This window comes from Sphingomonas morindae, assembly GCF_023822065.1.
Lineage (GTDB): Bacteria > Pseudomonadota > Alphaproteobacteria > Sphingomonadales > Sphingomonadaceae > Solisphingomonas > Solisphingomonas morindae.
Genome location: NZ_CP084930.1, coordinates 2,398,299 through 2,410,385 on the forward strand (window position 1 = coordinate 2,398,299; position 12,087 = coordinate 2,410,385).

The 12,087-nt window shown below is 73.0% G+C and carries 11 protein-coding genes; 7 read left to right on the top strand and 4 right to left on the bottom strand.

What is annotated here, in order from left to right:
- Positions 1–27 precede the first annotated feature (27 nt).
- From LHA26_RS11735 to LHA26_RS11750, 4 genes are read left to right on the top strand one after another with little or no spacing between them, the layout of a single operon-like run.
- Complete coding sequence (locus LHA26_RS11735) at positions 28–570, top strand: flagellar basal body-associated FliL family protein (protein WP_252165792.1); 543 nt, start codon at positions 28–30, stop codon at positions 568–570.
- Positions 567–1,565 carry a flagellar motor switch protein FliM gene (fliM, locus tag LHA26_RS11740; protein WP_252165793.1) on the top strand — a complete coding sequence of 333 codons (999 nt, stop codon included), beginning with the start codon at positions 567–569 and terminating at the stop codon, positions 1,563–1,565. The genes LHA26_RS11735 and fliM overlap by 4 nt, the downstream gene beginning before the upstream one ends.
- Entirely contained in the window at positions 1,562–2,206 is a 645-nt protein-coding gene (locus LHA26_RS11745) for a hypothetical protein (protein WP_252165794.1), read from the top strand. The genes fliM and LHA26_RS11745 overlap by 4 nt, the downstream gene beginning before the upstream one ends.
- Positions 2,203–2,961, top strand: a complete 759-nt coding sequence (locus tag LHA26_RS11750; RefSeq protein ID WP_252165795.1) for a MotE family protein — start codon at positions 2,203–2,205, stop codon at positions 2,959–2,961. Before LHA26_RS11745 ends, LHA26_RS11750 begins: the two co-directional genes overlap by 4 nt.
- A gap of 573 nt (positions 2,962–3,534) precedes the next feature.
- Here LHA26_RS11750 and LHA26_RS11755 read toward each other — a convergent pair.
- Positions 3,535–3,942 (bottom strand): hypothetical protein, encoded by a 408-nt coding sequence (locus LHA26_RS11755; protein ID WP_252165796.1) that lies wholly within the window; start codon positions 3,940–3,942, stop codon positions 3,535–3,537.
- Between the two features lie 105 nt (positions 3,943–4,047).
- Between LHA26_RS11755 and LHA26_RS11760 the strand changes: the two genes are divergently transcribed.
- The 3 genes from LHA26_RS11760 to LHA26_RS11770 are packed head-to-tail and all read left to right on the top strand — an operon-like array spanning position 4,048 to position 6,190.
- Entirely contained in the window at positions 4,048–4,239 is a 192-nt protein-coding gene (locus tag LHA26_RS11760) for a hypothetical protein (protein ID WP_252165797.1), read from the top strand.
- A 2-nt stretch (positions 4,240–4,241) separates the two neighbouring features.
- Positions 4,242–5,999, top strand: a complete 1,758-nt coding sequence (locus LHA26_RS11765) for a hypothetical protein (protein ID WP_252165798.1) — start codon at positions 4,242–4,244, stop codon at positions 5,997–5,999.
- Positions 5,999–6,190 (top strand): hypothetical protein, encoded by a 192-nt coding sequence (locus LHA26_RS11770; protein ID WP_252165799.1) that lies wholly within the window; start codon positions 5,999–6,001, stop codon positions 6,188–6,190. Before LHA26_RS11765 ends, LHA26_RS11770 begins: the two co-directional genes overlap by 1 nt.
- Here the strand turns inward: LHA26_RS11770 and LHA26_RS11775 are convergent.
- From LHA26_RS11775 to LHA26_RS11785, 3 genes are read right to left on the bottom strand one after another with little or no spacing between them, the layout of a single operon-like run.
- Positions 6,187–7,674, bottom strand: a complete 1,488-nt coding sequence (locus LHA26_RS11775) for an efflux transporter outer membrane subunit (RefSeq protein WP_367890716.1) — start codon at positions 7,672–7,674, stop codon at positions 6,187–6,189. The genes LHA26_RS11770 and LHA26_RS11775 overlap by 4 nt on opposite strands.
- Complete coding sequence (locus tag LHA26_RS11780; RefSeq protein WP_252165800.1) at positions 7,664–8,833, bottom strand: efflux RND transporter periplasmic adaptor subunit; 1,170 nt, start codon at positions 8,831–8,833, stop codon at positions 7,664–7,666. Before LHA26_RS11780 ends, LHA26_RS11775 begins: the two co-directional genes overlap by 11 nt.
- Complete coding sequence (locus LHA26_RS11785; protein ID WP_252165801.1) at positions 8,823–12,044, bottom strand: efflux RND transporter permease subunit; 3,222 nt, start codon at positions 12,042–12,044, stop codon at positions 8,823–8,825. Before LHA26_RS11785 ends, LHA26_RS11780 begins: the two co-directional genes overlap by 11 nt.
- Positions 12,045–12,087 lie beyond the last annotated feature (43 nt).

Sequence of the window (12,087 nt, forward strand, 5' to 3'; positions counted from 1 at the left end):
AAGAAGCGGCCGGCGGAGGGAGTGGCTGTGTCGAACGAAGCACGGATCGCGTCGGGCGGGCGGTCCTATGACGATGACGAGATCAGCGCGGCGGCGGCGGTGCCGGCATCGGCGCCGGCGCCGCTCGCGCCCGCGCGCCGCACGCGCGTGCTGCCGATGCTCTTCGGCGGGGCGCTGGCGCTGGCGGCCATGGCGGGGGCCGGCGTCTATCTGCTGCGGCCGGCCGCCCCGCCGACCGAGGTCGCCCCCGCGAGCGGCGCCGCGGCCGATCTCTATGTCGATGCGCCGCCCATCATCGTCAGCGTCCACGGCGCCGATGGCCGCGCGCACTTCATCAAGCTGCGCTTCGTCGTGGTGGCGCGGAGCAAGGGCAAGGCCGAGCTGCTGAAGGAAAGGATGCCGATGCTGCTCGACGCGCTGCAATCCTTCCTGCGCGAACTCCGCGCCGAGGATCTGGACGGATCGGCGGCGGTGTACCGCGTCAAGGAGGAGATGATGCTGCGCATCCGCGCCGCGATCGGCGACGACAGCGTGAGCGACGTCCTCATCCAGGATCTGGTGGAGCAATGAGCGTGGAGGAGGCCGAGCGTCCGCGCGAGCCCGCGATCGATCGCTTCGACCAGGCCGGGATCGACGCGATCTTCGGTTTCGATACGCCGCCGCCGCGCGCCGCCAAAAAGGGCCTGCGCGCGCTGCTCGATGCCGATATCGCCAATCGCGAGCGGCTGCCCATGCTCGAAGTGGTGTGCGAGCGCATGGTGCGCACCTTCGCCACCAGCATGCGCAACCTCACCTCCGATGCGCTCGACGTGCATCTCGAGCGGGTCAGCACCACGCGCTTCGGCGATTTCATGAACCGGCTGCCGCTGCCTGCGATGATCGGCGTCTTCCACGCCGCGCCCTGGGACAATTTCGGCGCGATCACGGTCGATTCCGGCCTGATCTACGCGGTTGTGGACTCGCTGCTGGGCGGCCGGCGCGGCGGCGCCGTGATGCGCATCGAGGGGCGCGCCTTCACCTCGATCGAAACGGTGCTGGTCGGCAAGATGATCCAGCAGACCCTGGCCGATTTCGCCGCCTCCTTCAGCGCGATCGAGCCGGTGCAGATGACGCTGGAACGGGTCGAGACGACCCCCCGCTTCGCCGCGATCGCCGGGCCGAGCAACCTCACCGCCGTCGCCACCTTCCGGGTCGAGATGGAGGAGCGGGGCGGCAGTTTCTCGATTGTGCTGCCCTATGCCACGATCGAGCCGGTGCGCGACAAGCTGGTGCAGCGCTTCGCCGGCGAGAAACTCGGCCATGACGCGGTGTGGGGCGCCCATATCGCGCGCGAACTGCTCGCCACCGAAGTTACGCTCGAGGCGGTGCTGGGCGAGCGCACCATGCGCGTGCAGGACTATATGGCGCTGCGCGTCGGACAGACGATCGGGCTCAACCGCGAGCCCGACGATCCGATCACGATCGCCAGCGGCGGCGTGCCGCTGGGCCAGGCGCAGATCGGCAAGCGCGCGGCCTCGGTGGCGGTGCAGATGCTCAACGACATCGCCGATGGATTCTCCGCATGACCCTCTCGGCCTTGAGCGACGGGCTGGTGGCGATGCTCTGCCTTGCCCTGCTGGTGCAGACCTCGCGGCTGTCGCTGCTCGTCCGGCGCCTCCGCAGGGAGGAACTCGGCGCCATGGTGCGCACCATCGATGCCGCGCTCGCGGCCACCCAGTCGGCCATGGCCGAGTTGCGCGGCGCGCTCGCCACCGAGGCGTCCGCCCAGGCGGAGGCGATCGCCCGCGCCGCGCCGCTGCGCGACGAACTGACGATGCTGCGCGACGAGCTTTCGGTGATGGTGGGCGTCGGCAATGGCATAGCCGAGCGGTTGGTGGCGGCGGCGGAGGCGGCGCGCACGGCGCGGCCCGCCAGCCCCGAGGCGGTGGCTCCGGACGACGACGCCGATGCGCGGCCGCCGGCGCGCACCGCGCGATCGCGCCGGCGTCGATCCAAGCCCGCGGCGGCGGTGCCGGATGCGGGTGCGGCCGAAGGCCGGGCGGCGGTGCCGCGCGTATCCGAGACGCCGCAGCCCTATCGCCCCCCCGTGAAGATCCGGCCCGCGGAGACGATCCGGACGGCGGCGATCGACGCCGCGCCGCCCCACGCGGCCGAGCCCGAACGCCACGACGCCACCATAATTCCCTTTCTGGGTGCTTCGGCATGAGCCGCGCCTCCCGTCCGGCGCGGCGCCGCCCGCCGCGCCTGCCGCCGCTGCTGCTATTGACGGGCGCGGCAGCGGGTTTCGCCGCCATCACCCATGCGGTGGAGGCGGGAACGCAGCCGCCGCCGCCCCGCGTGACGCCGGCGGCCAGCGCGCTGGGCGCCGCCGTGTTCGAAGGCCTGTCCGATCGCGATCGCGCGCTCGCTCGTCAGATGCGCGCGCTCGATCTGCGCGAGCGCAGCGCGCGCGCCGCCGAGCAGCGCTTGCAGCAGGCGCTCGATCCCGGGCAGGGCGGATCGGCGCCCGCCGGCGGCTTCGCGTCGCCGGGGCCCGCACAGCCGGCGCGTCCGGCCGGCTCCGCACCCGCCTCGACCGATGTGCTGGATGATCTGGCGCGCATCTACCAGACGATGAAGCCGGCACGCGCCGCGCCGATCTTCTCGGCGCTGGAGCCCGAGGTGCAGGCGCAGCTCGCCCGGCACATGCGCGATCGCGCCGTGGCCGCGCTGATGGCGGAAATGGATCCGCTCGCCGCCGCCCGGCTCAGCACCATGCTCGCCGGCCGCCGGGTGCCCGATCGGCTGCTGCCCCCGGCGCCACGCCTCGGCGACCGGACGCCGCCCGTGCGCGTCGCAAGCCTCGCGCCGCCGGCCGCGGCGCGCGACGCGCGCCCCGGCGCGTCCGCGCTGCGCCCCGCGCCGGAACCGCTCGCCGCATCCCCCGCCGCCCCGCCGGCGGCCGGGCCGCGCGGACGATAGGCGGGAGGCTGCGGCCCGAAGGGGCGCGCGGGTGGGCGGGGCGGTCGCGCGACACGATGCGTCCGGCGTCTTCGAGCGCGCCGCTTCGCTCGGCCGCTATCGGCATGCCTGTCCGGTCGGCGCCTCCCGGCGCTCCCCGCCTCGGCTGTGTCAGCGAGCGGATTCCGCCGAGGCGCCGATCGGAGACACGCCTGCGTCCGGCTGCGATGGCGCCATCTGCCCCACCAGCCGAGCGGGCGACCGGCGCGCGCCCGCCGCGGCCTCTCCCGGCTCCGCGTTGCGCGGGTGGCAAGCACAGAGCCGCCGGCGCGGGGCCGGTCGCGCGACGGTGCGACCAGCAGGTGCGGGAGCACGTCCGCGACCGGGACCATAGGGAATGCCCGTCCGTAAGAGGCCCCGTCGAGCCTCTTTCGGGCGTCTTCGAGCGCCTTTCCCGATCGAACTCGCGCCTCGGTCCGACCGCTAGGCTGGAGCGTCGCGGCTCGGGCGCGCGGGAGCGCCGCTGGAGGCGGAATGCGCGCAAGGAGAGCTGGCCTCCGCAGCGCCTGCGATCATGTGCGCCGCCGGCGCGGTTCAGCTGGGCGAGCAGGTGAGATCGAGGATCAGCACGCGCCGCACCTCGTCCTGCGGCGTGAAATCGCGGCTGTTGAGCATCAGGCTCAGCCGCTGCGCGTCGGGCGCGGTGAGCGAGGAGCCGTGCAACCGCCCGAATTCGAGCAGCGCGGCGAGGAGCTGGGCGCGCAGCACCGGCAGCGTCCGGTTCAGGCGGACGAGCGCGGCGCTGTCCTGCGCCTCGGCGGCGAGCCGCGCGGTGAGGTGACCGCTGATATTGCCGTTGACGATCATGGGCAGCTCGAACGGCTCGAGCCGCAGGATGCGCGGCGCCTCCGTGCGGACGGCATGCGGCGCCGCGTCGCGCGGGAGGCCGTGGGGCGCGGTGGCGAGGGCGGGCAGCGCCGCCAGCACGATGCGGTAGGACATAAGGTCTCGCTTTCCCGGGAGGGACCGTCGGTCCGCGCCCTTCCGCTCTATAATAGGAGCGTTGCGGCTCGGGGGATGCGAATGGCGGGTGATCGAATGGAACGGATGCGGCTGCTCGCGGCCTCCCAGCAGCGTGTCTGGCGCCGCCACGATGATCCGTCGTTCGGCGAACCGGATTCGCCCTCGCGGCCGCTGCCGTCGCTGGCGCTGCCGCTGATCCTTCTTTTCCTGTTCGGGAGCAGCGTGGGCGGGCTGCTGATCGCCGCCTTCGGCCTGTTCGCGCCGGCAGCGCCCTGAGGATGCGCGGCGCGTTCACGGCCCGGGCGGCGGCGCTGCTGCCGCTGCTCACCGCCGCCCTCGCGCAGCCGGGCGGCGCGCAGGCCCTCGCCGCCTTTTCGGCGCGCCTCGTCGCCGCGCCCCCGCTGACCGGTCCGGCGGTGTGGCAGCCCCAGGCGATGGAGACGATCTGGGCGCGGCTGGCGCGCAGCCCGGGCGACCGCCAGCCGGTGCGATGGGACTATGCCCGCAACCTGATCGGGCGCGGCTTCGGTGCGGAGGCGGCCGGGGTGCTGACGGTGATGCGCCAGGCCGATCCCGATCTGGCGCTGGTGCCGCACTATCGGCTCGCTTATGGCGCCGCGCTGGTCGAGATCGGCCATGCCGACCAGGCGCTCTCGTGGCTCGCTCCGCGCGGCGACGAGCCCGCGCCCGGCGCCGAACGCTGCGCCTGGCTGGCGCGTGCGCTGGCGGAGGCCGGGCGGGGCGGCGAGGCGCTGCGGCACATGGCCTGTGCGGCGCCCGCGCTCAACCAGCGCGTGCCGGCGGCGCGCACCGCCTTCGTCGCGCCGCTGGCGGCGGCGGCGGTGGACGCGGGCGATCCGGCGCGCGCGCTGCGCTGGCTGGCGGCGCTGCCCGATGCCGATCCCGCCGCCAATGTGCAACGCGGACGCGCGCTGGCGGCGCTGGGCCGGAGCGGCGAGGCGCGGCTGCGCCTCGGCCGGGTCGAGACGGCGGGTCCGCTGCCGCTGCGCATGGCGGCGCGCCTCGCCCGGATCGAGGCGGGCGTGGCCGATCACAGCATGACGGTGGCGGCGGCGCGCGCGGCGCTGGATCGGCTGCGCTTCGCCTGGCGCGGCGGCCCGATCGAGGCGCGCGCCCTGCTGCTCGCCTATCGCCTGGCCGATCAGGCGAAGGACGTGCCGGGCGCGCTCGCCGCCGGCGCCACGTTGATGCGCTATTTCCCGGCGCGCGCCCAGCCGCCCGGCTTCGGCGCGGCGTTGCAGGATCGGTTCGCCCATCTGCTCGAGGATGGGCGCACGCTGCCGCTCATCCCCGCCGCCGATCTGTTCTGGAGCTATCGCGATCTCGTGCCGAGCGGCCCGGCCGGGGATCGGCTCGTCGCCGCCATGGCGAACCGGCTGCAATTGGCGGGCCTGTACCGGCGCGCCGCGAGCCTGCTCGAATTCCAGCTGTTCAACCGCACGATCGATCTCGCGCGCGGGCCGCTCTCGGTGCGGGTGGCGAGCCTCTATATCCTCGCGGGCGATCCGGCGCGCGCGGTGCGGACGCTGCGGCAGAGCGACGCGCCCGGCTTTGACGCGACCATGCTGAACGATCGGCGCCGGATCGAGGCGATCGCGCTGCACCAGCTCGGCCGGGTCGACCAGGCGCTGGCGCTGCTCGCCGACGTGCCCGACGGCACCACGCTGCGCGCCGAAATCCTCTGGAAGCAGCGGCGCTGGCAGCAGCTGGCGGAGACCATGCCCGCCTTGCTGCCCGCGCCGGGCCGGCTGGATGCGGTGGGGCAGACGCTGGTGCTGCGCCAGGCGATCGCGCTCGCCATGCTGGGCCGGAGCGACGCGCTCGCCGCGCTCCACGCGCGCTATGCGGCAGGGCTGGCGGGGGCGCCGAGCGCGGCCGTGGTCGCGCTGCTCGGCGCGCCCGGCGCCGGCGCGGGGGGCGCGTCCATCGCCCGGGCCATGGCGGCGCTGCCGAGCGCGAGCCCCGCCGCCGGCTATTCCGAACTGTTCGATGCGCCGGCCGGCGGGCCGGGCTGATGCGCCGTCCCGCCGCCCTGTGCTTCGCCTTCGCGCCGCGCGCGACCGTGGCGCGCGCGCGGCGCCCGGCGCGTGCGGATCGGAAGACGGGTGAGGGCCGGCGCGCGGAGGCGCCCGTCGGCGCGGCGTCCACGCCCGCGCGGCCGCGCGGCGGCGCCAAGATACTCGCCTTTGCCCCCGCGCGGGGCTAGCGGCGGGCGTCGCCCGCTGCCGCTGCCGGTGCTGATGCCGGTGCCGGAGCCGGGCCCGCCGCGTCGGGCGCGCCGGCGTCGGCCGTCCAGCCGCCGCCGATCGCGCGGACCAGCCGGATACTGGCGTCGAGCCGGCGGGTCTGCAGGTCGAGCGCCTTGCGCCGCGCCTGCAACGCCACCGCCTGCGCGGTCGACACGTCGAGATAGGTGACGACGCCCTTCTGATAGCGGTTGAGCGCCAACTGCTCCGCCGCGCCTGCGAGGCGGACCGCATCGGCCTCGGCCTGCGCCTCCTCGCCGAAATGGTGGAGCTGGGCGAGATCGTCCTCCACATCCTGAAAGGCCTGGAGCACGCGCGCGCGATAGTCGGCGGTCGCCTGCGTCCAGCGCGCGCGGGCGACGGCAAGCTGCGCGCGGCGCCGGCCGCCATCGAAGATCGACAAGGCGATGTTCGGCCCGATCGACCAGAACAGAGTGGGCGCCGAGATCAGCCCCGCCAGCGCCGTATTCTGGAAGCCGCCCGAGCCGCCGAGGCCGATCGCGGGAAAGAAGGCGGCCTTGGCGACGCCGATATCCGCATTGGCGGCGGCCATGCGGCGCTCGGCGGCGGCGATGTCGGGACGCCGCTGCAACAGCGTGGAGGGCAGGCCTGTGGGAAAGGCGGGGATGGCGGGCTGGCCTTCCGCCGGCGCGATCGAGAAAAGGCTGGCGGGCTGGCCGATCAGGCTGGCGATTGCATGGTCCACCAGCGCGCGGGCGGCGGCGAGATCGGCGCGCTGGCCGCGCGCATCCGCCAGCAAGGCGCCCGCGCGCGCGGTATCGATGCCGGAGGCGATGCCGCCCGCGAAGCGCCGCCGGGTCAGCGCATCGGCCTGGCGATAGGCCTCGATTGTGTCCGTCAGCAGCGCGATCTGCGCATCCAGGCCGCGCAGCTCGACATAGCGGGTCGCCAGCTGCGCCTCGAGCGCGAGCCGGATCGCGGCGAGATCGTCCGCGCTCGCCTGGACCTCGGCGCGGCCGGCGGCGGCGCGGTTGCGCAGCCCGCCCCAGAGATCGAGATCCCAGGCGAGCGACCCGCCGAGCGTATCGGCCGCGTAGAGATCGGGCTGGTTGCTGCCGCGCAGCGGGCGATTGTCGGACTGGCGGTTCTGCGTGATATCGGCGCTGACGCCGAGCCGGGGCAGAAGATCGGAGCGGATCTCGCGCAGATCGGCCTGGGCCTGCTGATAGCGGCCGAGCGCGCCGGCGAGCGTGGGATTGGCGGCCGCCACCTGGCTTTCCAGCCGGTCGAGCGTCGGATCGCCGAACACCGTCCACCAGCGGCCATCGGCCGGGAGCGCCGGGGCGGCGGGGATCCACGGCCCCGCCTCGCGGAAGACGGGCGCCGTCGCGACCACCGGCGGGCGATAGGGCGGCGCCATCGAACAGCCGCCGAGCAGCGCGCCGATCGCCGCCAGCATTCCGGCCGCGGCGCTACGCATCATGGCCCTGCTCGACGCGCACCAACTGGCCCTCAGCGATCGAATCCGGCGGATTGTCGATCACGCGGTCGCCGGCGGCGAGGCCGGCGCGCACTTCCACCGTCTGGCCGAGATCGCGCCCGATGGTGATGCGCCGCAGCCGCACATGATCGTCCGGCCCCAGCATCGCCACCGCGCTGCCCTGCGCGCGGAAGAGGAGCGCGCTCGCCGGGATCTGCACCGCGCCGCCCGTGCCGGTGCGCGGGAAGGAGACTTGCGCATAGCCGCCGGGTTTGAGCATCGCGCCGGGATTGTCGGTGATCAGCTGGACCTGGAAGGCGCCGCTCGCCTGGTTGATCGCGCCCGATGTGCCGATCACCCGCGCCGCGAAGCGGCGGCCGGGATAGTCCGGCACCGTCAGGCTGGCCTCCAGCCCGGTCTTGATCCCGGCCGAATAGGATTGCGGCACGCTGACATAGATGCGGATGCGGTGGAGATCGGCGATCGCGAAGAGCGGCTGCTGGCTGCCGCTGCTCGGCCCCACGAGATCGCCGATCTCGGCGTTGCGCGCGGTCACCACGCCGGCGAAGGGCGCGCGTACCGTGGCGAAGCCTTTGAGCGCCAGCAACCGGCCGAGATTGGCCCGCGCGCCGCTCACCGCGGCGGCGCGCACCGCCAGCTCGCCATTCTTCTCGTCGGCCTCCTGCTGCGAGACCGAATGGGTGGTGAGCAGGTCGTTCCAGCGCGCGGCGGTGCTGCGGGCGAGCCGGGCGGCCGCCTCGGCGCTGTTGAGATCGGCGCGCGCCTGGCCGATCTGCTGGTCGAGTTCGGGCGTGTCGATCTCGGCCAGCGGCGTGCCCGCCGCCACCGTGGCACCGAGATCGCGGTTCCAGGCGCGCACATAGCCGGCGACCCGGGGATAGAGCCGGGCCGCGTTCCACGCCGCCAGCGTGCCGGGCAGATCGAGCGTGCCGCCAGACGCCGCCGCGCGCACCGGCACCAGCTGCACCACCGGGATGGCGCGGGCCGCGCTCCAGCTCTGGGCCTCGCCGGTCTCGCGGCTGCGAATCAGGGCGCCGGCGGCGACGGTGGCGAGCGCGACGAGCACGGCCACGCCGCCCGCCATCTTGAGCCCCTTGGGCGCGCGGGGGGAGGCGCCGGGCGGCAGGCTGTCACTCTGCATAAGCGGGCTCTTCATTCTCGAGTTCGGGTGCAAGCGGGGCCGTCGCGCGGCGGTGCGCGAGGCTGAAGACGACGGGCACGAAGATCAGCGTCGCCAGCGTGGCGCAGATCAGGCCGCCGATCACCGCGCGGCCGAGCGGCGCATTCTGCTCGCCGCCCTCGCCCAGGCCGAGCGCCATGGGCAGCATGCCGATGATCATCGCCAGCGCCGTCATCAGCACGGGGCGGAAGCGGGTGGCGCCGGCCTCCATGGCGGCGCGCGCCGCATCGCCGGTGGCGGCGAGCCGTTCGCGCGCGAAGCTGACGACGAGCACCGAATTGGCGGTGGCCACGCCCATGCACATGATCGCGCCGGTCAGCGCCGGCACCGACAGCGGCGTGTGCGTCGCGAATAGCATCCAGACAATGCCGGCCAGCGCCGCCGGCAGCGCCGAGACGATCACCGCCGGATCGACCCAGGACTGGAAGTTGACGACGACGAGCAGGTAGATGAGCACGATCGCCCCGGCGAGGCCGAAGAGCAGGCCGGAAAAGGCGGTGTTCATCGTCTCCACCTGGCCGCGCAGGGTCACCGTCGCGCCCTTGGGCGCCTGCGCCGCGCTCTGCCGGATCACCCGCGTGATCGCCGCCGCCACCGCGCCGAGATCGCGGCCCTGGGTGGTGGCGTAGATGTCGAACACCGGCTGCACCGCATAATGCGAGACCACCGCCGCGCTCGGCGCCCGGTGCAGCGTTCCCAGCGCGCCCAGCATCTGCGCGGCGCCGGGCTGGCTGCCCGTGACGGGCAGCGCCTGGAGCTGGGCGAGGCTGTCGGTGCGATATTGCGGCGCCTGGACGACGATCGGATAGGACACGCCGTTCCTGGGATTGAGCCAGAAGGTCGGCGCGATCTGGAAGCTGCCGGCGAGATTGACCGAGAGGCTGCGCGTCACGTCATTCTCGGTGATGCCGAGCCGGCTCGCCTGGGCGCGATCGACATCGAAATCCAGCTCGGGATAGTCATCCGCCTGCTGCACGCGCACATCGGCGATGCCGGCGATGGGGGCGAGCCGCGCCGCCAGCCGGTGCGCGAAGGCCGCGCCCGCCGCGCGGTCCGGGCCCGAGATCTGCACGTCGATCGGCGCGGGGGCGCCGAAATTAAGGATCTGGCTGATGATGTCCGACGGCAGGAAGGAGAAGGTCGAGCCGGGGAAGTGATCCGGCAGCACCGCCCGCAGCGTCTTCACATAGGCCTCGGTCGGCCGATGCCGCTTGGCGAGCGTGATGAGCATGTCGCCATCCTGCGGGCCGACGCCGCCGGTGTTGGAATAGGCGCGATTGATGCCGCTGACGGGCAGGCCGATATTGTCCACGATCGAGACCAGCTCGTCGGGCGGGATCACCGCGCGGATGCGATCCTCGATACGGTCGAACAGGGCGGCGGTCTCCTCGATCCGCGTCCCCACCGGCGCGCGGACATGGAGGTTGATCTGCCCGGCGTCCACGGTCGGGAAGAAGATGCGGCCGAGCAGCGGGATCAGCGCGAAGGACAGCAGCACCACCGCCGCGAAGCCGGGGAGGAAGCGCCGCCGCCGCGCCAGCGCGAAGCCGAGCAGCGCGACATAATAGGCGCGCACCGCCTCGAAGCCGCGCTCGAACCCGCTCTGGATGCGGCGCAGGGGATTGCGGCTGGCGGGCGTGCCGGCCATCGCGTCATGCTGCGCCATATGCGCTTCGGTGTGCGGCCCGGCATGGGCGCGCAGCAGGAAATTGCCCATGGTCGGCACCAGCGTGCGGCTGAGCACGAAGCTGGCGATCATCGCGAACACCACCGCTTCGGCCATGGGTGCGAAGAGAAAGCCCGCGACGCCCGGCAGGAAGAACATGGGCAGAAAGGCGATGCAGATGCACAGCAGCGAGACGAAGGCGGGCTGGACGATCTGGCGCGCGCCATCCAGGATCGCGTCGCGGACCGTCTTGCCCTGTTCCAGATGCCAGTTGATATTCTCGATGGTGACGGTGGCATCATCCACCAAAATGCCCACCGCCAGCGCGAGCCCGCCCAAGGTCATGATGTTGAGCGTCTGGCCCGCCGCGGCGAGCGCGGCGATCGCCGCCAGCACCGCGAGCGGGATCGAGGCGGCGATGATGAGGGTGGAGCGCCACGAGCCGAGGAAGAGCAGGATCATCAGGCTGGTGAGCGCCGCCGCGATGGCGCCCTCGCGCACCACGCCGGATACCGCCGCCTTGACGAAGAGCGACTGGTCCGAAAGCGGCTGCACCCTAAGATCGGGCGGCAGCGTCTCCGCCAATCTGGGCAGCAGCGTCTTGACGCCATCGACGATCGCGATGGTGGAGGCGGCGCCGCTCTTCAGGATCGTCATCAGCACCGCGCGGCGGCCGTCCACGCGCACCACGTTGCGCTGGGGCGGCGATCCGTCGCGGACATGGGCGACATCGCGCATCAGCACGGTCGCGCCGTCCACCGTCTTGATCGGCAGCGCGTTGAGCTGGTCCACCACCGAGGGGCTGTTGTTCAGCCGCACATTATATTCGTAGGTGCCGATCTTGGTGGTGCCCGCGGGTACGATCTGGTTCTGCTGCGCCAGCGCGGTGCCGACATCGGTGGCCGAGAGGTGGCGCGCCTGGAGCGCGGCTGGATCGAGATCGATCTGGATCTGCCGCTCCTTGCCGCCATAGGGCGAAGGCACGGCGGCGCCCTGGACCGACGCCAGCGCCGGCCGGATCTGATTCTGCCCGAGATCGAAGATCTTCTGCTCGGACAGGCTTTTGGACGACAAGGCCAGCTGCAGGATCGGCACCGTCGAGGCATTATAGTTGAGGATGAGCGGCGGCGTGATGCCGGGCGGCATCTGCTTGAGCACCGTCTGCGAGGCGGCGGTGACCTGCGCGGTGGCGGTGCGGATATCCACGCCGGGCCGGAAGAAGATCTTCACCACCCCGATGCCGGCGAGGCTCTGGCTCTCGATATGATCGATATCGTTGACCGTGGTCGAGAGCTGGCGCTCGTAATAATAGACGACGCGGCCCGACATCTCCTCGGGCGGGAGGCCGCGATAGGTCCACACCGCCGCGATCACCGGGATCTTGATGTCCGGGAAGATATCGGTCGGCGTGGTGCGCGCGGCGATGCCGCCGCCCAGCACGATCAGGATCGCGAGCACCACGAAGCTGAGCGGCTTGCTGAGGGCGATCCTGACGAGCTGGAGCATGTTCCATCCGAAGCCTGACGCGCCGGCCCAGAGCGCCGCCCTC

Coding starts and splice junctions, on each gene's coding strand:
- fliM (WP_252165793.1), top strand. CDS start 567: ATGAGCGTGGAGGAGGCCGAGCGTCCGCGCGAGCCCGCGATCGATCGC.
- LHA26_RS11745 (WP_252165794.1), top strand. CDS start 1,562: ATGACCCTCTCGGCCTTGAGCGACGGGCTGGTGGCGATGCTCTGCCTT.
- LHA26_RS11750 (WP_252165795.1), top strand. CDS start 2,203: ATGAGCCGCGCCTCCCGTCCGGCGCGGCGCCGCCCGCCGCGCCTGCCG.
- LHA26_RS11755 (WP_252165796.1), bottom strand. CDS start 3,942: ATGTCCTACCGCATCGTGCTGGCGGCGCTGCCCGCCCTCGCCACCGCG.
- LHA26_RS11760 (WP_252165797.1), top strand. CDS start 4,048: ATGCGGCTGCTCGCGGCCTCCCAGCAGCGTGTCTGGCGCCGCCACGAT.
- LHA26_RS11765 (WP_252165798.1), top strand. CDS start 4,242: ATGCGCGGCGCGTTCACGGCCCGGGCGGCGGCGCTGCTGCCGCTGCTC.
- LHA26_RS11770 (WP_252165799.1), top strand. CDS start 5,999: ATGCGCCGTCCCGCCGCCCTGTGCTTCGCCTTCGCGCCGCGCGCGACC.
- LHA26_RS11775 (WP_367890716.1), bottom strand. CDS start 7,674: ATGATGCGTAGCGCCGCGGCCGGAATGCTGGCGGCGATCGGCGCGCTG.
- LHA26_RS11780 (WP_252165800.1), bottom strand. CDS start 8,833: ATGCAGAGTGACAGCCTGCCGCCCGGCGCCTCCCCCCGCGCGCCCAAG.
- LHA26_RS11785 (WP_252165801.1), bottom strand. CDS start 12,044: ATGCTCCAGCTCGTCAGGATCGCCCTCAGCAAGCCGCTCAGCTTCGTG.